Source organism: Candidatus Flexicrinis affinis (assembly GCA_016716525.1).
Classification (GTDB): domain Bacteria; phylum Chloroflexota; class Anaerolineae; order Aggregatilineales; family Phototrophicaceae; genus Flexicrinis; species Flexicrinis affinis.
The window spans coordinates 507,613-528,079 of record JADJWE010000002.1 but is presented as its reverse complement, the minus strand read 5'-3'; the positions used below and the strand labels follow the sequence as shown (position 1 = coordinate 528,079).

At 62.1% G+C, this 20,467-nt stretch carries 20 protein-coding genes; 7 read left to right on the top strand and 13 right to left on the bottom strand.

What is annotated here, in order from left to right:
- Window position 1: 1 nt before the first annotated feature.
- Genes IPM16_11430 through IPM16_11415 form a run of 4 tightly spaced genes read right to left on the bottom strand, consistent with a single transcriptional unit; the run spans window position 2 to window position 4,657 of the window.
- Complete coding sequence (locus tag IPM16_11430; GenBank protein MBK9123714.1) at window positions 2–1,507, bottom strand: metal ABC transporter permease; 1,506 nt, start codon at window positions 1,505–1,507, stop codon at window positions 2–4.
- The gene (locus IPM16_11425; protein MBK9123713.1) at window positions 1,507–2,787 is read right to left on the bottom strand and encodes a metal ABC transporter permease; all 1,281 of its coding nucleotides are present in this window, start codon (window positions 2,785–2,787) and stop codon (window positions 1,507–1,509) included. Before IPM16_11425 ends, IPM16_11430 begins: the two co-directional genes overlap by 1 nt.
- Window positions 2,788–2,838: 51 nt before the next feature.
- Entirely contained in the window at window positions 2,839–3,651 is an 813-nt protein-coding gene (locus IPM16_11420; GenBank protein MBK9123712.1) for a metal ABC transporter ATP-binding protein, read from the bottom strand.
- Entirely contained in the window at window positions 3,632–4,657 is a 1,026-nt protein-coding gene (locus tag IPM16_11415; protein ID MBK9123711.1) for a zinc ABC transporter substrate-binding protein, read from the bottom strand. Before IPM16_11415 ends, IPM16_11420 begins: the two co-directional genes overlap by 20 nt.
- Before the next feature lie 340 nt (window positions 4,658–4,997).
- Between IPM16_11415 and IPM16_11410 the strand changes: the two genes are divergently transcribed.
- Window positions 4,998–5,894 carry an EamA family transporter gene (locus tag IPM16_11410; GenBank protein ID MBK9123710.1) on the top strand — a complete coding sequence of 299 codons (897 nt, stop codon included), beginning with the start codon at window positions 4,998–5,000 and terminating at the stop codon, window positions 5,892–5,894.
- An 85-nt stretch (window positions 5,895–5,979) separates the two neighbouring features.
- On the opposite strand, the gene pepF is transcribed toward IPM16_11410, so the two are convergent.
- Window positions 5,980–7,791, bottom strand: a complete 1,812-nt coding sequence (gene pepF, locus IPM16_11405) for an oligoendopeptidase F (GenBank protein ID MBK9123709.1) — start codon at window positions 7,789–7,791, stop codon at window positions 5,980–5,982.
- Between the two features lie 215 nt (window positions 7,792–8,006).
- Between pepF and IPM16_11400 the strand changes: the two genes are divergently transcribed.
- The 5 genes from IPM16_11400 (at window position 8,007) to IPM16_11380 (ending at window position 13,340) form a co-directional block, all read left to right on the top strand.
- The gene (locus tag IPM16_11400; protein ID MBK9123708.1) at window positions 8,007–9,095 is read left to right on the top strand and encodes an ABC transporter substrate-binding protein; all 1,089 of its coding nucleotides are present in this window, start codon (window positions 8,007–8,009) and stop codon (window positions 9,093–9,095) included.
- Window positions 9,096–9,176: 81 nt separating this feature from the next.
- On the top strand, window positions 9,177–10,919 hold the full coding sequence (locus tag IPM16_11395; protein MBK9123707.1) for an iron ABC transporter permease: 1,743 nt from the start codon (window positions 9,177–9,179) through the stop codon (window positions 10,917–10,919).
- Window positions 10,916–12,001 carry an ABC transporter ATP-binding protein gene (locus tag IPM16_11390; protein MBK9123706.1) on the top strand — a complete coding sequence of 362 codons (1,086 nt, stop codon included), beginning with the start codon at window positions 10,916–10,918 and terminating at the stop codon, window positions 11,999–12,001. The genes IPM16_11395 and IPM16_11390 overlap by 4 nt, the downstream gene beginning before the upstream one ends.
- A complete protein-coding gene (locus tag IPM16_11385; protein MBK9123705.1) occupies window positions 11,998–12,783 on the top strand; it encodes an inositol monophosphatase in 786 nt (261 codons plus the stop codon). Before IPM16_11390 ends, IPM16_11385 begins: the two co-directional genes overlap by 4 nt.
- Window positions 12,784–12,944: 161 nt before the next feature.
- Window positions 12,945–13,340, top strand: coding sequence for a hypothetical protein (locus tag IPM16_11380; protein ID MBK9123704.1), 396 nt, complete (start codon window positions 12,945–12,947; stop codon window positions 13,338–13,340).
- Here the strand turns inward: IPM16_11380 and IPM16_11375 are convergent.
- From IPM16_11375 to IPM16_11345, 7 genes are all read right to left on the bottom strand, one after another.
- Window positions 13,316–13,804 carry a hypothetical protein gene (locus IPM16_11375; GenBank protein MBK9123703.1) on the bottom strand — a complete coding sequence of 163 codons (489 nt, stop codon included), beginning with the start codon at window positions 13,802–13,804 and terminating at the stop codon, window positions 13,316–13,318. The two genes, IPM16_11380 and IPM16_11375, sit on opposite strands and share 25 nt — an antisense overlap.
- 110 nt (window positions 13,805–13,914) lie before the next feature.
- Entirely contained in the window at window positions 13,915–14,229 is a 315-nt protein-coding gene (locus IPM16_11370; GenBank protein MBK9123702.1) for a hypothetical protein, read from the bottom strand.
- 46 nt (window positions 14,230–14,275) lie between these two features.
- Window positions 14,276–14,443, bottom strand: coding sequence for a hypothetical protein (locus IPM16_11365; protein MBK9123701.1), 168 nt, complete (start codon window positions 14,441–14,443; stop codon window positions 14,276–14,278).
- Between the two features lie 39 nt (window positions 14,444–14,482).
- A complete protein-coding gene (locus IPM16_11360) occupies window positions 14,483–14,650 on the bottom strand; it encodes a hypothetical protein (protein MBK9123700.1) in 168 nt (55 codons plus the stop codon).
- A 44-nt stretch (window positions 14,651–14,694) separates the two neighbouring features.
- On the bottom strand, window positions 14,695–14,862 hold the full coding sequence (locus IPM16_11355) for a hypothetical protein (GenBank protein MBK9123699.1): 168 nt from the start codon (window positions 14,860–14,862) through the stop codon (window positions 14,695–14,697).
- Window positions 14,863–14,906: 44 nt separating this feature from the next.
- On the bottom strand, window positions 14,907–15,074 hold the full coding sequence (locus IPM16_11350) for a hypothetical protein (protein MBK9123698.1): 168 nt from the start codon (window positions 15,072–15,074) through the stop codon (window positions 14,907–14,909).
- 296 nt (window positions 15,075–15,370) lie between these two features.
- Window positions 15,371–18,541 carry a tetratricopeptide repeat protein gene (locus IPM16_11345; GenBank protein MBK9123697.1) on the bottom strand — a complete coding sequence of 1,057 codons (3,171 nt, stop codon included), beginning with the start codon at window positions 18,539–18,541 and terminating at the stop codon, window positions 15,371–15,373.
- 371 nt (window positions 18,542–18,912) lie between these two features.
- Here IPM16_11345 and IPM16_11340 point away from each other — a divergent pair, with 371 nt between their 5' ends.
- Window positions 18,913–19,476: a DUF4203 domain-containing protein gene (locus IPM16_11340; protein MBK9123696.1), complete on the top strand. Its 564-nt coding sequence runs from the start codon at window positions 18,913–18,915 to the stop codon at window positions 19,474–19,476.
- Between the two features lie 84 nt (window positions 19,477–19,560).
- Here IPM16_11340 and IPM16_11335 read toward each other — a convergent pair whose 3' ends face one another.
- Entirely contained in the window at window positions 19,561–20,445 is an 885-nt protein-coding gene (locus IPM16_11335) for a hypothetical protein (protein MBK9123695.1), read from the bottom strand.
- Window positions 20,446–20,467: the final 22 nt, after the last annotated feature.

The window sequence follows — 20,467 nt, the reverse complement described above, 5'->3', positions numbered from 1 at the left end:
ATCAGCCGGCAATCGGCGCGGGCGTGCTGCTCAGATACTGCGCGCGGAACGTGTGTATCGCATCGCTGCCGAGCGCCGTCAACGTCACCACGCGACCATCCACCTTGACCAGTGCCGACGCCTGCAAACGTGACAATACCCGCTGCATCTTGCGCGGCGTCCACCGGAAGTGCTCGTGCAAGTGGTCCACCGCCAGTTCTTCGGCGGCACGCTCGGTGCCGCTGTGGTTGTACACATGACCGAGCACAACCTGATCGTCGAACTGCTTGCGCTGAGCCGCGCGCCGCAGAGACGTCGAGATCAGGCCGTACTTGGGCGACAGTACCCAGCACAGCACGAAAATCCCAAACAACATCAGCACCATCGACGCCGAGATCGACGTATCCCACTGCTCGACCAGCGCCATGTCGAACGTGCTGTTGAGCCACGCCAGCACCGGCGAAAGTTCGATCACGCCGAACAGGTGCCCACGGGCCAGATCGTAGCCGAACACCGCGCCCAGCGTACCAATCAGCGGGCTGATCAGCAGCATCACGCCAAGACGGTCTGAGAGCAGATACGCAGCGGCTGGCGGGATGATGAAAAACGCGATCACGAGGATCGAGCCAACGGCGTCGAACGCACCGACCGCGACGAGGCTGACCAGCACCATCAGGGCGTAGCTGATGAGGCCGGGCCGAAACCCGAGCGAACGGGCCAACGCGGCGTCGAATGTCGAGAGCTTGAGTTCCTTATAGAAGAGCGCGACGAACCCGACCGTGAGCAGCGCCATGAGGCCGGTCACGGTGATCGACTTGGGCCAGAACACGAGCTGCGGCTCGATTTCGGTGAAGCCTTCGCGGTACGCTTGGGCGGCGGAGTAGGTGCCGCAATTGCTGCACACTTCCACGAATTCGGCGGCCGCATCGCGCGGGCTGATTCCCAGTTCGCGACAGTTGGTGCATTGCCGCGTGATCTCGGCGCGCGGGTCGTCCTCGGTGACCGTGACCGTTTCGCACGGACCGAGGCAGTGACTGTTCGTGTTGGCCCATGCCACCCCGATCTCTCCGACCATGACCGAGTCGGCGTCCAGATGCACGTCGTCGGCAAAACGCGAAACGAGGATGATGGCGACCGCAAACAACAGCGGAAACGCGAGGCCGAGCGCCGCGTCCTGCTTGACCAGTCCGGATCGGTAGATCGCCTCGGTGAGTACGACGGTCGCTACGCCGGCCCCGGCCGCGCCGATGATCAGCCACGGCGAGGACAGGTCGGCCTCAAGCCCGAGCAGGCCGGTCATCACAAGGAACGCGACGACGATACCCAGCAGCACGGTATGGCTGATGGCGTCGCTGGTGAGGGCCATGCCGCGCAGCAGCAGAAACGTCCCCAGCAGCGCGCCGGAGAGCGCGATCAGGGCGCCGACGATGACCGCGGCGCTGCGCGGGTCGCGCAGGAATGCGTTCATCTCTTCGCGGCCGACAAAGTTGAGCAGGATTGAGATGAGGATCTGTTCGATGCCTTCCATCAGCGTTTGTCCTCCGCGGACGCCCACACGAGCGCCTCGATATCGTCGGGTGACAGCACGTCGCGAATGTCGCGCAGGCGGTCTTCCGGCACCGCGGGCAGGTCAAGCGCTTCGCCAAATGTGCGATAGACGTCCCACAAGCGCAGACTTTCTGCTTGTCGGCCCGCCGTGTCGGCGCCGGCGTCGGTCAGCCGCCAGCCGTCTTCAGTCCGTACGATCATGCCGTCCTGCGTCAGTGCGCGCAGCCCGGCGATGCCGGATCGGCCGCGTACGCCGATGACGATATCGGACGGGACAGTATGGTTGACTCCGCCGTGCGCTTCGGCATAGCGGTAAATGTCGTTAAGCGTATTGATGGCCGCGAACCGGCGCGCGTCCGACCGGCGTTGCAGAGACGTCCACAGCAGGCCGCGGTCAGGCGCGACAGCCAGCGACAGCAGCACTACCGCAAACGCCACGACGATAATCATCGGGCCGGTCGGTAGGTCGACGTCGAGCGCGCTCAGGATCGCGCCGACACCGCCCGCGAAGGCGCCGAATACGCCGGAAAGCAGCACCATCTGGCCGAGCTTATGCGTCCATTGGCGCGCGGCGATCCCGGGCGCGATCAGCATGCCGACCATCAGAATGACGCCGGCAAGCTGCAAGCCCAGCACGATCGCGACGACGATCAGCGTCGACAACAGCGCACCGAGGAACCCGACCCGGAAGCCGTTGGCCGCGGCGAACTCGAAGTCGAACGTGATGAGCTTGAACTCCTTCCAAAACAGCCCCAGTACGACGAACGAGATTGCACCGACCACGGCGATCAACTGCACGTCGGATTCGACGATGGCCGCCGCCTGCCCGAAGATGAACTTGTCGAGCCCGGCTTGGCTGGCGTTCGGCAGCGATTGGATGTACGTCAATAGGGCGATGCCCAGCGCAAACCACGCCGCCAGCACGATGCCCATCGCTGTGTCCTGCTTGATGCGCGTTGTGCGGGTCAGGGCATTGATGAAGCGCACGCCGAGCCAACTGGCGATCGCTGCGCCGATGAGCAGCACGCCCAACGAACGCCCGGCGATTAGGAACGCGATACCGACACCCGGCAGCGCGGCATGCGACAGCGCGTCGCCGATCAGGCTTTCGCGGCGCAGCACTGCGAAACTGCCCAAGACGCCGCTGACCACGCCGAGCAGAGCGCCGCCCAACGCGACCGTGCGCAGTGTGTAATCGTAATTGACGCCGAGGGCGAGCTGGCTGAACGGGACGAACAGCACGACGCCCGCCGCGAACATGCCGATCAATATCCAGATCCGGCGATCTTGCGGGGTAAGCGCGACCATCGCTTAGTCCCCCGTCGCGACCGGTGCGGCGTCGCCATGCAGGTAGCTGACGCGCCCGCCGTAGGTGCGCTGGAGCAGGTCGGGCGTGAACGTGTCCGCGGTTGGCCCGCTGGCGATCACCTCGACATTGAGCAACGTCACCCAGTCGAAGTACTCCGGCACAGTCTGCAGGTCATGATGGACGACCAGTACCGTCTTTCCGCTTTCGCGCAGTTGACGCAGGATGTTGACGATGGCGCGTTCGGTCACGGCATCGACCGCCGCGAACGGTTCGTCCATGAAGTAGATGCGCGCGTCCTGAACCAGCGCGCGGGCGAGGAATGTCCGCTGCTGCTGGCCGCCGCTGAGCTGGCTGATCTGACGCTCGGCGAAGTCCGCCATGCCGACCTGTTCAAGTGCGTGCAGCGCCAGCTCGCGTTCGCTGCGTCCGGGGCGGCGAAACCACCCCAGCTTGCCGTACAGACCCATGCTCACCACGTCGATTACCGACGTCGGAAAGTCCCAGTCCACGCTGCCGCGCTGCGGGACATAGCCGACCCACTGGCGCGCTTGCTCGTACGGCTTGCCGTAGAACGTCGCGGTGCCGGCAGCGCGCGGGATCAGGCCCAGCACGGCTTTGATGAGCGTCGACTTGCCGGCGCCGTTCGGCCCCACGATTGCCATCAGCACGCCTTCCGGCACGTGCAGGTCGACATCCCAGATCGCCGGCTTGCTGTTGTAGGCGACGGTGAGGTCGTCGACCTCGAGTGCGATTTTTGTCGCTAGGGCTGCCGGCTTGTGTGAGTTGGTGCGTAACTCAGGCGCTGCAGTCAACATCGGTCAGCTCCTCCGGCAGTTCAAGGTCGAGCGATTCGGGCCATTCGGGCGCGGCGGCTTCGTCCACGCCCGCGCACTGATACGACTGAACGATGGTCAGCACATTGGACGCGATCATGCCGACGTACGTGCCGCCAAAGGTGGTCGGGTCGCCCATCGCGTCCGAGTACAGCTCGCGTACGCCGATTCGCACCGATCCGCCGCCAGCCAGCACGGCCTCGCGGACGGCCTGTACGGTATTGGGCGGGATGCTGCTCTCCACGAACAGCACGGGGATCTCGTTGTCGAGGATGAACTGCACGGTGGACTGAATGTCGCCCACGCCCGCTTCGTCGACCGTGCTGATGCCCTGCACGGACATCATCTGCCAGCCGAATGCCGCGCCGAAGTACTGGAAGGCGTCGTGCGATGTCACGAGGTAGCGCTGCCCCTTGGGGACGGTGCGCATCGCTTCGTCGGCCCACGTGAACAACACCTGCAGCTTCTCGACATACGCTTCCGCGTTGGCGGAGATGACATCGGCGCTTTCGGGGGAGAGTTCACCGAGCGCCTCGGCGAGGTCGAGCACCGTGATCTCCCAGTTGCGCGGGTCGAACCAAAAGTGCGGGTCGTCGGTGCCGGCGGTGGCCTGTGCCGGATCCATCCAACCCACGATGTAGCCGGCGTCCTTGACGGGCTTTCCCATCGCGTAGATAAGCACGCCCTGCTCGGACAGTGCTTCGAAGACGGCGTCGAACTGGCCCTCGAGATGCAAACCGCTGTAAACCACCATGCGGGCGGCGTTCATGGCGCGGATGTCGGACTCGGTCGGTTTGTAGAGGTGCGGGTCGACACCGGCGCCCATCAAGCTGGTGATGTCGAAGGTGTCGAGACCGTCGGTCAGGATACGGGTGATGTCGCTTGCCTGCGTCGTGGTCGCGACGACGCGAATGGGATCGGGTTGAGCCGCTGCGGTCAGGCTGATAAGCAGCAGGGCAGCCGCGGCCATGAGTCGAAGGGATGTCATTGCGTTCAGAGCCTTTCAAGGCGCCCGGTCCTCGGTAGATCGGGCGCGAATTGGTTACACCTTTCAATTTTTAGACTAATCGAAAAATTTTGTCAAGCACCGATGGACTCGAATTGGTTCGCGTTCGATTCATCACCTGCTGTTCACACGGCCTTCTAGGTTCGACCCTTGCCGAATCACGACACATTGTGCGATCCTTCACATAGTCGGATTACTGCGCTGCCGCGCTCTGCGTGCAGCCAGCCTTCGTCGAGACAAGTAAGGAGATGCTAAACCCTTGGGGGCGTGCTCGGCACGCCACGCCGCTAAACCGACTGTCGTTCGGCGCCCGGGTTACACCATGGAGAGCGTTATTTTCGGCGGGGCATCCGCCATCGGTTGGGGCCTGTCGTATGTCACCGCGCGTACGTCGGTCCGACAAATGGGGGCGATCCGCAGCCTCCTGTACACAGAGTTCGTCAGTGTAATTATGCTGACGCTCTACTTGATCCTCGTTCCATCGTTACCGACCACCCCTGTATCCGGCGATCTCGCGCTTGCTGTCGCAATGGCCGTCGCCGCTGCGCTCCTCAGCGCGCTGGCGGAAGTGCTGTACGCCAAGTCGACTGAGTACGGCAAGCTGTCGATCGTCGCGCCGCTATCCTCGACCTACGCGGTCGTGGTGGTGGTGCTGTCCGTGCTCAACGGTACGGTGCTTACGCTGCTGCAATGGGTCGCCGTTGCAATCACGCTATTCGGCGTGGCGCTGACGGCGGTGAAACGCGGTAGCGTCGACACGACCCCGGCCAGCAAGGCTACCCTGATCGGCACGGCGCTGGCCTGCGGATCGGCGCTGCTGTGGGGGGCAAGCTTCTGGCTTACCGGTGTTGCCGTCGTGACAGTGCTGGGCAGCGCGCTGCCGGCATGGATCGGCAGCTTCGTTATGTTCGGCGTGCTCGGGCTGTGGATCGGCTTGGCGATGAAGCGGCAAGGGCGCATTTCGCTTCAACTGCCAGCACGCGGAGAGTGGGGCGCCGTGCTCGCCACGACCGTTACGGCCAACGTCGCGCAGATCGCCAACAACGTCGGCTTGATGACCGCCAATATCGCGCTGGTGAGCGTGATTGGCTCGCTGGCGAGCGCCGTGACCGTCGTAATCGCGCGCCTGATGCTGCGCGAACACCTGACCCGCATTCAGTGGGCAGGGATCTTCCTGATTCTGTTCGGGGTGGCCGTCCTGAGCGCCGCACCCGGGTGACAACCCTAACCACGAATTCACCGAATTACCACGGCGCGAGGTCGCAATTTCCACGTGCCCCGCGCCGCGTGTGTGTGATACGTCGCTACCGAGTCAGTTCATCGAGCCGGTCGACGTAGCGCGCGAGCACGCCGAACGTGGTCTCGACGGCCTGCGGCCCGGTCATGTCGACGCCGGCATGTTTCAGCGCGTCGAGCGGATAGACCGAGCTGCCCATGCTCAAGAATTCGACGTAGCGCTCGGGCGCACCCGGCACACCGTCGAGGATGCGCTCGGCCAACGCGTGCGCGGCGCTGATGCCCGTTGCGTACTGGAACACGTAGAAGTTGGCGTACAGGTGGCCGAACGTGGCCCACGTGATTCCGTCGCGCTCGCGGTCAAGTGTCATCTCGGAACCGTAGCCTTCGGCGTACAGGTCTGCCATCAGCGCGTTCATGTCCTGTGCGGTGACACCCTGACCCTTCTCGACGCGCTCGTGCATCTCTAGTTCGAAGCGCGCCAGCGTCGGCATGATGAAGAAGTAGCGGTGGAAGTTGTCCATCGCCTCTTGAATCAGTGCGATCTGGAACTGGCGATCGTCGATGGTCTTCATGAGGCGGGCACGCGTCAACGCCTGATTGAAGTTCGACGCGACCTCTGCCACGAACATCGAATAGTCGCCGTAAATGGCCGGCTGATTCTTGCGCGTCAGGTAGCTGTGCATCGAGTGGCCGAGTTCGTGCGCCAGCGTGCTCATCGCGCCGAGACTGTCGTCATAGCTCATCATGATGAAAGGATGCGTGTCATACGACCCGTCCGAGAACGCGCCCTGCGCCTTGCCCTGATTGGGGTAGAGGTCGACCCAGCGGTCCTCGAGACATCCCCGGCGCATGGCGCTGACGTACGCTTCGCCGAGGGGAGACATGCCGTCGCAGATCCAGTCCACGGCCTGCGCATACGGGACCTTCGGGCTGGTAGACGCGATCGGCGCCCAGATGTCGTAGGTGTGGATGGTCTCGAGCTTCATCGCGCGCCGCTTGACGGCCCAGTACTTGTGCCACGTCGGCAGGTTGGCCTTGAACGTGTCGATCAGGCTGCGGAATACGCTGACGGGGATGTTGTTGGCGAACAACGCGGCTTCGAGGCTGCTTGGATAACCGCGCACACGTGCCCGGAAAACGTCCTGATTGAGCGCCGTGCTGTAGGTCGCAGCGAAGGTGTTCTTGAACGCCAGATACCCGTCCATGAAGCTGTTCCAGCCACTGCGCCTGAGGTCGCGATCCGGGTTGTCGAGGATCGTGCCGATGGTACCCTGCGCGACTTCGTGCTCCACGCCGTCTGAGCCGATGCCCGGCGCGAACTTGATGTCGGCTTCGGACAGCTTCTCATGCGCGCTGGACGCGCCGCGGAACGAGGCGGCGACCAAACCCAGCACCTCTTCAACGTCTGCCGAGCGGACGTGCTGCTGCAGGCGGAACAGGTCGTCAACGAAGTGGCGGTAGATCGCGAGCCGCGGTTCGTCTGCGAGCCAGCGCTCAAGGGTTTCCCGACCGATGGCGAGCAGTTCCGGGCTTGAGAACGCGGTCGCCGCGGCGACCTGCCCATACAGGCCTGCCGCCCGGCCGACCATCGCCGCCGCATCTTGATCGGTGGTGTCGACCGCGCCGAACATGGCCCCGTACACGTAGACCTTCTCGACCAAGCGGGTGATGTGATCGGCGGCGTCCATGAAATCCGCGAGCACGGCCGCGCTTTCGGAAAGGCGGCCTTTGAATGCCTGAACGCCGGGCAGGGCGGCCGCGACGTCTTGAGCGGCTTTGTCCCACGCTGCACGATCGGCGAAAACGCTCGTGTCGTTCCACGTATGCGCCTTGTCGAGGGCGCTGCGTGGGGGAAGTCCGGTGGCTGGAGCAGACATGATATGCGATTCCTTGTATCCATTTGAAAAAATTCAAGAGGTGAGCATAACGCGGGGTCACCGATTTGTGCAAGGGGCAGACTTGCGGACGCGGCCATGACAGATGATCACCCATCGGAACAAACGTTAAGAGTTGCGAGAAGTGTTAAGAGTTGTTCAAATATGCGGCGTGCGGTAACGCCCGTTCTTTTAACATTGTCCACAGGAGTTTCACCATGTCCGTGCGTTCTTTACTGCGTATCTCACTGCTTGTATGTTTCGCATTCGTGCTGCTCAACGGGGTCGTCGCGCAAGAGACCTTGACCGTGTTGTGCACGCCGCAGGAAGACTGGTGCGTCGCGCAGACGCAGGCGTTCCAGGAAGCCACCGGTATCCAAACCTCGTATGTCCGCCTGTCGTCCGGCGAGTCGTTGGCACGTATCCGCGCGAGCGCCGACAATCCGGAATTCTCGGTCTGGTGGGGCGGCCCGGCGGACGCGTTTATCGCCGCTAACGAAGAAGGACTGCTCGAAGACTACGACTCCGAAGCTGCCGAGGCCATTCCCGACAGCTACAAGGACCTCGACGCCAATTGGGTCGGCGTATATGTTGGTGCGCTCGGCTTCTGCTCGAACGTGGATGTCCTCGAAGAACTGGGAATCGACGCTCCGACGAGCTGGGAAGACCTGCTGGCGCCCGAACTGAAGGGCTTTGTGGCGATGGCGCATCCGGCGACATCCGGCACGGCCTTCACCGCGTTCTGGACGATTGTGACCCTCGCGGCAGACGAGCTTGAGGCCGAAGAAGAGGGCACCGGTTACGACGAAGACGGCGCGCCGACCGAAGCCGCAGTCGACAACGCCTTCGAGTACTACGCCGCACTGCATCAGAACATTCTGCAGTACACACGCAGTGGCTCGGCCCCCGGTTCGCTGGCGGGTCAGGGCGAAATCGCCGTTGCGATCATCTTCTCGCACGACTGCGTGAAGCTGCAGGAAGAAGGCTTCGAAGGCATTCTGGTGACGACCTTCCCCGAAGAAGGCACCGGCTATGAGATCGGCGGCATGGGGATCCTCAAGGGCGCGCCGGAACTTGAGGCGGCCAAGGTGTGGTTCGATTGGGCGCTGACGGCCGCCGCGCAGGAAATTGGCCCGACGGTCAACAGCCTGCAGCTTCCGACCAACCCCGACGCGGCCGTGTCCGAACTGGCTGTCAAGCTCGAGGAAATCCTCGTTGTGGAATACAACTTCCAAGCGGCAGGCGCGAACCGCATCGCCATCACTGAGCGCTTCGACGCCGAGATCGCCCCGGCTCCGACCGAATAGAGGCGGACTGACGTCGCCATCTAATGCCCCCGGACTTGCACGACCGGGGGCACTTATTTTAGTTAACGGAACCTAATCCTTATGCAAGATGTCCGTGCAAGGCCCAGTGTCCGGGCACAGTTCAGGCGCATCTTTCAGGATCCAATTCTGACTGTCGCACTGATCGGCAGCGTCATCTTCGTCGGCCTGACGATCATTCTTCCGCTGCTGTCGATGGTCGGCGCAAGCGTGTCGACAGAAGGCGCGGAAAAGCTAACAAACTACATCGGAAGCCCGGTGTATCAGACCATCATCTCCAATACGCTCGTGATGGGCGTTGTGGTCGGTGCGGTTGGTACGCTGGTCGGCTTCCTGTTTGCGTTCGTACAGGTCAAGCTCGACGTACCGTTCAAGCGTTTCATGCACATCATGGCGCTGCTGCCGGTGATCTCCCCGCCGTTCGCGGTAGCCACAGCGACGATCGTGCTATTCGGCCGCAGTGGCATGATCTCGCGCGGCGTGTTCGGCGTGCGGTACGACATCTACGGCCTCGATGGCCTGACGCTGGCGCTGTCGCTCTCGTTGTTCACCGTCGCCTACCTCAACCTCAAGGGCATGATGGAGGCGCTCGATCCGGCGCTTGACGAGGCATCGGCCAATTTGGGCGCGGGCAAGTTTCGTACGTTCTTCCGCGTTACACTGCCGATGCTCATTCCGGGGATTGCGTCGTCGTTCCTGCTGATCTTCGTCGAGAGCATTGCCGACCTCGGCAATCCGTTGGTGTTGGGCGGCAACTACGAAGTCTTGGCGACGCGCATTTACGTCAGTGTCATCGGCCTGTACGACACGACCGCGGCGGCGGTCTTGTCCGTGATCCTTCTCGTCCCATCGTTGACAGTTTTTATGGTGCAGCGGTATTGGGTCAGCCGGGCCAACGTCGTATCTGTCACGGGGAAGCCGTCCGGACGGCCGGATACGATCAAGTTCCCGCCGGTCCGGTGGGGGCTGTTCGGTGTCGTGATGTTCCTGTGCCTGCTGATCCTGCTGATCTACGGGACGATCTTCCACGGTGCGTTCGTGCAGGTGCCGGGCGTGCGCAACGAATTCACGCTGTCGCACTTCGACTTCGTCATCAACGGCATCGGCGCCGAGGCGATGCAGGACACCACGCTCCTTTCGATCGTCGCAACACCGCTGGCGGGTTTAATAGGGATGGTCGTCGCGTTCCTGGTCGTCCGCAAAGAGTTTCTCGGCCGGCAGGCGCTCGACTTCGGCGTGATGTTGGGGATCGCCGTGCCGGGGACGATCATCGGCATCGGCTATGTGCTGAGCTTCAACAGCCCGATCACCGCGACGCTGCCGATCCTCGGCGAGATCACGCTCTTACCCAAGCTGACGGGCGGGCAGGGACTGCTTGGCGGCGCGCTGGCGATCGTCATCGTGTACGTCATCCGAAGTACCCCGGCGGCGCTGCGAACCGGCACCGCTGCGCTTTCGCAGATCGATCCGGCCATAGAGGAGGCGTCGATCAGTCTCGGCGCGGACAATGCGCGTACGTTCCGGCGCATCACGCTGCCGCTGATTCGGCCGGCATTTCTGGCGGGGTTGATCTTCGCGTTCGCGCGGTCGATGACGACCATTTCGGCGGTCGTGTTCTTAACCACACCGCAGACGAAGATCATGACGCAGCAGATTCTCAACGAGGTCGAGAACGGGCGTTATGGCAACGCGTTTGCGTACTGTGTGATCCTCATTGGCATTGTGATGTTGGCGATTGGCATAATGTACGTGCTTGTCGGCTCACGCACGGGTGCAGAACGGCGCATCGAAGGAGGTGGGCGATGAGCGATGCCCGGTTAATGCTCAAGAATCTGGTCAAGGTATTTCCGGCTCGTGGGGGCAGCGGTACGCTGCGCGCCGTCGACGATGTCTCGCTGGAGATCGCGTCCGGCGAGTTTGTCACGCTGCTGGGACCGTCGGGCTGCGGCAAGACCACGACACTGCGCTTGATCGCCGGTTTCGAGCTGCCGTCCGGCGGAGAAATCCTGCTTGACGGGCGCGACGTCACCAGCCTGCCGCCGAACAAGCGCGACATGGCGCTGGTGTTCCAAAACTACGCGCTGTTCCCACACATGAGCGTGGCCGACAACGTCGCGTACGGTCTGCAAACGCGTGGTTTGCCCAAGGCCGAAATTCGCCGCAAAGTCAGCGACATGCTGACATCGATCGGTCTGCAAGGGCTGGAGGAACGGCGACCCAATCAGCTCTCAGGCGGGCAGCAGCAGCGCGTCGCGCTTGCACGCTGCTTGGTCATGGAACCTCGCATTCTGCTGTTTGACGAGCCGCTCTCGAACCTCGATGCCAAGCTGCGCGTGCAGATGCGCGCCGAGATTCACGGCCTGCAGCGCCGGCTTGGCATCACCAGCGTATATGTCACGCACGATCAGATCGAGGCGATGGCGCTGTCCGACCGAATCATCGTGATGAATGCGGGCCGCATCGAACAGGTGGGATCGCCGCAGGAGATTTATCACCTTCCGCGCACGCGCTTCGTGGCCGACTTCATCGGTCGTGCCAATTTCCTTCCCGCAACCGTGTTGGCGAAGACGGGCGCGAAAGCGACGATCGACCTGCTCGGACAGCGCATGGAAGTCGCCAACTCGTTTGCCCACAGCGACGGTGCTGCGCTGACTGCAATGATTCGGCCCGAGACGATTGACCTTGCGGTCGATCCCTCCCTTCCGCAGGTCACGATCACACAGGCGATGTACCTTGGGTCGGAGACGGAGTACGTCGTCCAGTACGGCGAACACCGCTTGGTCGTGGTTGACACCAGCCCGCGCCTTGGCCACTTCTACGAAGAAGGCCGGCAGGTTGGCGTAATATTCGACGAGACATCGGTGCACCTGTTGAGCGCGCAAGCATGATCGATAACGTAACAACGGTGGGGACCGGCGCCGCGATTGCCGCCGGTTCCCTTTTGCTGGAGGGACGCAGCACTAACTTTCAGGTCGGATCCAAGGCGAACCGGCAGGACTTAGTGACCGAGTTCGACCGCCGCGCCGAAGCCCTGATCGTGGCGCGCATTCGTGAGGCATTTCCGAGTCATTCGATCCTCGCGGAGGAGTCCGGTGAGACCAATGGAGACCCGCGCTATCAGTGGGTGATCGACCCGCTCGACGGGACGATGAACTTCGCTCATCGCTACCCGCTGTTCAGCGTGTCGATCGCCTTCAAGGTGGACGGCGTGACGGAGTGGGGGGCTGTAAACGTGCCCGCGCTCGGGGAGCTGTACACCGCGCGGCGCGGGCACGGCGCCCATCTCGGCGATCGCGTGCTGAAAGTGTCGACGGTGTCGGAACTGGCAGACGCGTTGATCACGACCGGTTTTCCGACGACCAAAGCGACCGATCCCGACAACAACCTCGCCGAGGTCAACGCCGTGGTCCCGCACATCGCGGACTTGCGGCGCTCGGGTTCGGCCGCGTTTGATTTGACACAGATCGCATGTGGACGCATCGAGGCGTTCTGGGAGTTCGGGCTGAGCGCGTGGGATATCGCCGCTGGGGCGCTGCTGGTCGAGGAGGCTGGGGGAAGAATCGGCACGGTGCGCGACGACGCCCCGCCCAAAAAGACCGGCATGCTGGCGTCAAACGGTCTTGTTCACGATGCGCTGCATGCACTCATGCGGGGGGCGGCTTTGAGATGACGTAGTGACAATGTGGGTCACGTGAGGGGCGAAGTGAGGAAGATGGCATCAAATTGAATAATGAGAGAGCGGGCCTGTAACCCGGACCATTACACTAATTGAAAGTGTTGTTAGAGTTTTGTATATTTTAGGAGTAGTGTTTTTGTTCTGCGGATGTGCATATGCTCAGCGAGTGTCAGGTTCTGATTATCGAGCCGGATGCCAGGATGCGGCTTGACCTTGGCGACCTGCTCAAGCGTGCAGGCTATCAGGTGCTGACAGCGGCAGGGGTTCTCGACGCGCTCTACGTTCTGAATCAAGTACGCGTGCAACTGGTGATCTGCGCATCGGAACTCATTGACGCGCTGCGGTACGCGGTGGTTGGGGGCTATACAGCGCCATCTGTGTCCTCGGTCGAAAACTCCGATGCCCTTGTCGTGACAGATACCGCTCAGGTCGATACCCATGACCTGTGGACGGTCATACTCAATCGGCCGGTCGTCGTTGACGAGCTTCTGAGCCACGTCGCGCAGCGTCTGGCACGGCGGCGCGACTACGTCCGAACGGAAGCCGACTGAACGATCGCGTCCAGATAGCTTGATATCTCCACAATCGTCTGCGGGTTGGTGACAAGCACGCCCGCCAAATTACCGTCTTCATCGATCCATGCCGCCAGCACCCGGCTCCACGACGGCGTGTTGATGACGAGGAAGCCCTCGGCCGTCGCCGGCGTATGCGGCGCGTTGATTACGGTCAAGTTGGGCGACGGTTTGAAGTCCGAGGCCGGCTCGTCCTGCCAAACCCACATCTGCAACCCATCGCGGGCGAACTGCGCATACTGATCGGGGACTGCGTTGAGCAGCTCGGGCCGCAGATGGATCCGGACATCGCGCCTGTCGGTGTTGTTGAGGCGTGCCTGCAGCATCGCGTGACACTTCCACAACGAGTCGAACCCGTTGATGAGAAGATTGTCGGTCGCGTCCAGCCGCAGCATCCTCTGGACAGAGACGTCTCGATTGACGGAGATGGTCTTTGAACCCATCTTCAATCTTTCCTCAGATCGCGCCGGAGACCCGAACGGCTCGGTGGTCCCTTTGGGCCGGCGCACTTCGATGTGCCGCCCGTTCTGGGGACTACGCAAGGCGTTCATCGCTAGGCGCTTTTCTGGAAGTTGGCGGCAACTTCACGCGCAATGTCGCTGAGCGAATTGGCGGACAGCGTACCGATCCACCACTTGGTCGACTCGGACAGGCCGAACTGGTTGAGCAGTTCGTCGTCGCGATTGTCTACGAGACGGCGGCGCACGTTTTCATCGAGCAGAGCGACACCGAGCAGGTTGTCGAGGCGGCGGCGTTCGTCCTGATTGCGCACGTGGCTCCACCATTCGTCGGCGCCGGTAAATCCACGCTTGCCACCGACAGAGGTGATGTCCAGAACCATATCCTGCGGGAGACGATGAGCGTTCATTGTTGACTCCTATGCACTCGCAAAGTCGTAGGTCGAAGGGTGATGTCTAGCCGGAGCAAGCGCCGCAGGCGCTGGGCGACGTGGCCGGGCCCGCGAAGGCGGTGCCGGAGATCGCCATCAGAGCGACGGTAAGCAGAACCGCGGTGAAGACGATGACCAAGACGCGCTTGTTGATCGAGAACAGGCTGAGGGTGTTGAGAGCGTAAGCGAACATGAGAGATCTCCTCGTAGAGTCGGTGTTATCGGTAGAAGGTTAGCCGGAGCACGCGCCGCAGGCGCTGGGCGAAGTGGCCGGGCCGGCGAAGGCGGTGCCGGTGATCGCCATCAGGGCGATAGTCAGCAGGATGGCGGTGAAGACGATGACCAAAACGCGCTTGTTGATCGAGAACAGGCTGAGGGTGTTGAGAGCGGTGGTGAACATGAGTGGTCTCCTCAAAAGTGTGTAATGTCGGGTAGAAAGCTGAATCAACCGGAGCAGGCGCCGCAGGCGCTGGGCGAGGTGGCCGGGCCGGCAAAGACCGTGCCGGAGACTGCCATCAGCGCGATCGTAAGTAGGATGGCGGTGAAGACGATGACCAAGACGCGCTTGTTGACCGAGAACATGCTGAGGGTGTTGAGAGCGATGGCGAACATGAGTAGTCTCCTCAAGAGAGTGTGAAGGCGGGTCGGAAAGTGAATTAGCCGGAGCAGGCGCCGCAGGCGCTGGGCGACGTGGCCGGGCCGGCGAAGACCGTGCCGGTAATGGCCATCAAGGCGATGGTGAGCAGAATCGCCGTGAACACGACGACCAGCACGCGCTTGTTGAACGAGAACAGGCTAAGGGTGTTGAGAGCGTAAGCCAACATGACAAACCTCCGTGAACAGACGCACAACGAGATGTGTGAACCAATTGCGACGAGTATTGCGGTGGGTGTGCAACAAACTGCTTACCAAGCGTAAACACTGCACGAACAGCGCTGATCGCTGACAACGGTGTGGGATTCCCGCGCCGATAAGAGGGATAATGTGGGCGCAGGTGCGGTTCCGACAGCTAGTTGAAGCTGATCCGAACGCCTTGAGTTACAGAATCCTAACGCACAAGAATAGAGGCCTTCAAGGCGAGTCTGAGCGACCAGTACCTATTGGCTATGTCGTGTGATGCCTAGGAAATCCGCTGGGTGAGCTGCTGGACATGCCGTGCGGTTTCTTGCGAAGGTTTGATGCCCAACTCGGTCTGGAACATGTGGGACATCACGTTGTACTGCTTGAGGACGGAGTTGAGTTCGCCCATGCCGGCGTAGCAGGTAAACATCGCGCGGTACGCTTCTTCGCGGAACTGGTCGATCTTGATGGCCTGCTTGAACTGGATGATGGCGTCGTTGAACTCGCCGCGCGCGCGTGCGCAGTGGCCCGATCCGATCAGCGCGCCAATGTTCATCTCATAGAGCGCCTCGCGGTGCGCCATCGTCCATTCGGTGTCGAGCCCCGGCAGGAACTCGCCTCGGTACAGCGCGATTGCCTTGCGGTACAGGTCGTCGGTGCGTGCGTCGAGATACGGCAGCATCTTCGCTTCCTGCACGTAGCGGCGGAACACCAGCGCATCGCACCAGATCGACACGTCGGGGTTGATGCGGTAAATGTCGTTCTCGAACAAAATGACGTTCTCGCCCAGCGCGCGGCGTGCGCGATACAGCGTGGTGTGGAAGTTCGAGCGCACCTTGCTCGATGAACTGTCAGGCCAGAATATGAGACTCAGTTTCTCTCTGCTGCTGGCGCCCTCGAACAGCAGATAGAGGAAGAACTCCTTGGCACGGCTCGACCGCCACTCGTGCGTCGATACGGTGACCCCGTCGCGTTCGATTGTCTCGTCGCCGAGTGTGTAGACCCGTAGACTGAACGTCGCGTCGCTAGGCGCCGTGCTTTCCGGCCGCGCCGGACCTGCCGCGGCGCTGTACGCCGAGCGCAGGCGATCCAGTGCAGCCACTAGCGGTTTGAATTCCGGAGTGCGTCGCACGTATTCGGCGAGTTCCGCCGAATTGTAGGTCTCGATGGCGGCGACACTACGACCGACGCCCATTTCACACGCTTTGGCACACCGTTCGAGAAGTGCATGGGCGTGCGACTCCTCGCCGACTCGCAGGGCCGCGCCCGCTGCGAACATCGCGATTTGCATCGATTCAGCCGAAAACGGGCGGTCGGCAATCTCCTCCCACATCGTGCACAATTGCGACGCTGCGGTCTTCAGGTCGCCGCTTACCATGTCGATCATCAACTGATGCGCGCGTGCAAGCCGGCTGATCGAGGCATCGGACACGTCAAGCTTCCGGATCGTGTCGTTTACGTCGCGGACAAGCCACTGCGCCAGCCGCATGTCGCCGCGCCAGCGATACAACGCCGCCATGCTCAGCGCCACCGACTGCTGAAGAACAGGCTCGGTGCCGGCGCTCAATTCGTAGGCGCCTTCGTACAGGCGAATGGCCGCGTCGGCGTTTCCCAGATCGCGCTGCAGGTCGCCCATCGACCAGCGGATGTAACTCTCGGCGCGCTGGTTCTGCGACTGCGAGACGATCTGCAGCCCTTCTTCCAGCGTCGACAGCGCCAAGTCGTAATCGCCCATCTCGTGATAGTGGTAGCCGAGATTGTTGAGGGCCAGCGCCAACGCGTTCGCTTGACCGAGGGTGCGCCGTATGGACACCAATCGCTGCAAGCAGTGACTGGCGGAAGCCATGCTGCCGCTGCGCGCATAGGCGATGGCAAGGTCTTGCAGGACGGCCGACACGTAGTAGGACGCGTTGCTGCCTTCAAAGAACGGCAGAATGTCTTCGAGGTGGTCGATCGCGGTGTCGAGGCTGCCGATCGCCATTTCGACCAGTGCCAGCATGTGTCGCGCGCGCCCAACGACGGAGTCCTTCTGCTCGCTGTCAGCCGCGACAGGTTCGGCCAGCGCGCGTGCTTCTGCATACTCGGCGCGCCAAATATGAATCATCGCGCGCTGCAAACGCGCTTCCGCGACCCACGCGCTGTCGCCCATCGCCGCGAACCCTGCCTCGGCCAAGTCCAGCTCGGCGGCGGCGTCTGCGTACAGATAGCGATCGGTCAAAATCAGCGCGCAGGTGTGGAGGAAATGCGGAATTCGTTCCGCGTGCTCGCCAAGCGCGGTGCGCCAGCCGAGCAGGGTTTCCATGTTGCCCTGCTGATAGTATGCGTTGTGGGTACGCTGCACGATGTCCAACGCGTCGTCGATGCAGCCCGCGGCCACATAGTGGTAGAACGCTTCGTCGTCCTGATTGCCCTGCCTGAGCCATTCGGCGGCGCGCGCGTGCAGGCTGACGTATCGCTCAGGATCGGTTTCGTTGAGCCGTCGCTGCAAGAAGTTGCGGAACAGGCGGTGCATCATCACGCCGCCGGACACCTGCGAAACGAACAGGTTGCGGCGCACGATATCGGTCATCATCAGCGTGCTCTGCGGCATGCCGAGCACTTCGGTGCATACGTCCGGCGTGACACGCGCGAACGTCGACGCGGCGAGAAGGAAGTCGCCCAACATGGGTGGAAGCGACCGCAAGATACCGTTGGCGAGCGCGTCGAATAGGCCTTCCGGCCCACCGCTTCCGCGCAGCGATCCGATCTCGATGTCTTCCGGCAGCGGGCGCAGCGACATTGCCACGCCGACAGGCCACCCTTCGAGCTGACGGACACGCGCCTTGAGCACGCTGTCGGGCAGGTCCGAGCCGACCTTGCTGGCCAACCGGGTCGCGTCCTCGGCGGTGAACTTGAGCTGTTCTTGCCCAATAGCAAACACATCGCCCCGAGCGATGAGTTCCGCAAGGGGCAGGTCGGGCAGGGCGCGGCTGATTAGGACAAGGTGGCACGTCGGCGGAATCTGACGCACCAGCTCGCGCAGCCATCGTTCTGCCTGTGGCGCAGAGGCCAGATAGTGTAGGTCGTCCAGCACGTAAATGATGTGCTGGGTGAGATGGTCGCGCAGGTAGTCTGCGATGTAGGCAGCGCACTCGTCCGCCCCGGTAACACTTTCGGCCGCGACGGAAATGCCCGGAGCAACGAACTCAAGCGCTTGCAGACTATGCCAGAACAGCGCCGGAAGGTCGCGCTCGCGTTCCTGCAGGCCGTGCCACGCGGTCAGCAGGTCGGTGTCATGGACAAACTGCGCGACGGCGGTCGTTTTGCCGTAGCCGGGCGGGGCGCTGACGAGCGTCAGGCGGTGATGGCGGATGTTCTCGAGGACGGCGTGGAGTGAGGCGCGTTCGGCCACGACCCCATAGACAGGAATGTCGGGGTTGCGTAGGTTGGGGCTGTTCGCCTCGTTGTTCATAGCCCACGCTTCCGTCCGGCGCAGACCCGATCACTACGGTCGTTGCCGGAGTCTCCACGACAGCGAAAACGCAAATAACCGCTGCACGGCAAATACACCGTGGATCCACGGTCAAACGATTGTAACCGAGATGGCTGGTGATGCCAACTAGGGCACACGAGCTTGGGCAGCGCAGTTCGGCTGGCTTAGCCGAGACCCTCAAAGCGGCCCAAGGAGTGCACCAAATTGCCCGAAAGTGTCGGAACGACATTGCCGCTCAAGGCCATTGCTACGTTGTGCCAGCGCGCTATACTCACCTGTGGGCCGCGCGCTCAATCACGGCGCGTCCAGCGATCGACGCTCGCGGGTGGATTACGCGTGGGAGTGGACTCATGGAAAGCACACAGATTCTGGCCGTCGTTTCGATCGTCATCGGCCTCATCGCGATGTTCTTCGGCAAGTCGTTCTATCGCATCGTCCTCGGGCTGTCCGGAGTCGTGCTCGGATGGGCTGCGGGTCACGCGATTGCCGACGCGATCAACCAGACCGGAACCGTACAGCTCATCCTCGGTATTGTCGGTGCGATTCTTGTCGGCGTCTTGCTGTACTGGTTTTATGGGCTGGCGTTTGCGTTGTTCGGTGCGATCTTCGGGGCCGCTTTCGGGATCATCCTGCTCCCGATCCTCGGCGTGACCGGCATCGGAGGGCTGCTTGTCGTGGTCGTCGGTGCTGTCCTTGGCGCGATTGTCGGAACGCTGCTCAAAGACCCCGTGATCGTGATTGGCTCGGCGTTTGGCGGCGCGACGGCGGTTGTCACCGGAGTCGGCACGTTGGCGCCCACGCTGCCGCTCGTGCGCCCCGGTACGGGCACGACGGAGAGCGTCGTCTCGCTGGCGGTTGTCGTCGTGCTTACGGTTATCGGCGCTGTGTTCCAGTTCCGAAGCCGTAGAATCTAGGCTGAAACGCGAGGGCATCCGACCGGATGCCCTCTTTCACGATTTGCAGAAGCGTGTTTAGGTGTAGGAAGTCTCTGCCGGCGATCAAACCGCGCGGAAGGCGCTTGCCGCGTATTCGTTGCTGATGTACGGGCCGGCGTCGCCGGTCGTGGCGTACTTGTACAGCGACGCCTGGAACACACCGTTGACCGCCCCGCTGACCAATGCCAGCGCTACCAACGCGATAACCACGAGCGCGACCGCGCCGACGATCAGAACGACCGACTTGGTCGCAATCGCGCCGACGATCAATAGGCCTCCGACGAGCAGAATCGCAATCTGAACGAGGCACGAGATGCCGCCGATCGCCATGCTGCCGACGAAGCCTTCGCCCCACGTCCGCTTGAACACCTCGAAGCTGCGCTTGAGCGAGTCGATGACGCCGACGTCTTCGACCACAAGCACCGGAATGGCAAAGAACACGACGAGGTTCCACGCGCCTTGAATAATGCTGCCGAGGATGGCCGCGAGGATGGCCACCACGACGTTCTTCGAGTCACGACCGGACTGCGTGATCGCGCGCGCAATCATGCCGACGGTGGCGGAAATGAACGCGTAGACAAGGATCTTGCCGATGCGCGCCGAAGCGATGTTGATTCCGTCTTGGACGGTGGCCTTCTCGCCGTTGAGGATCTTCAACACCGCGCCAACCAGTGCCGTATTCGAGAAGATCACGACGGTATAGCTGGCGAACAGATAGATGAACGTGATGATGGTGCCGGCGATGCTCTGCCCGCTGCTGACTTCACGCCCCTCTGACGTGAGAGCGTCAACGATGCCAATCCCCAACATCGGAATGATGAACACGATGGTGACGATGATCATCGCGATCCCGGAAATCAGCGGAAACATAAGGAGCTGCTTGTTCTGCATCAAAGCATTCCACGACTGCCGGCTAAGCTCTACACCGTGCGCGATACGATTGGCCACAACAGCACCTCCAGTGCATTGG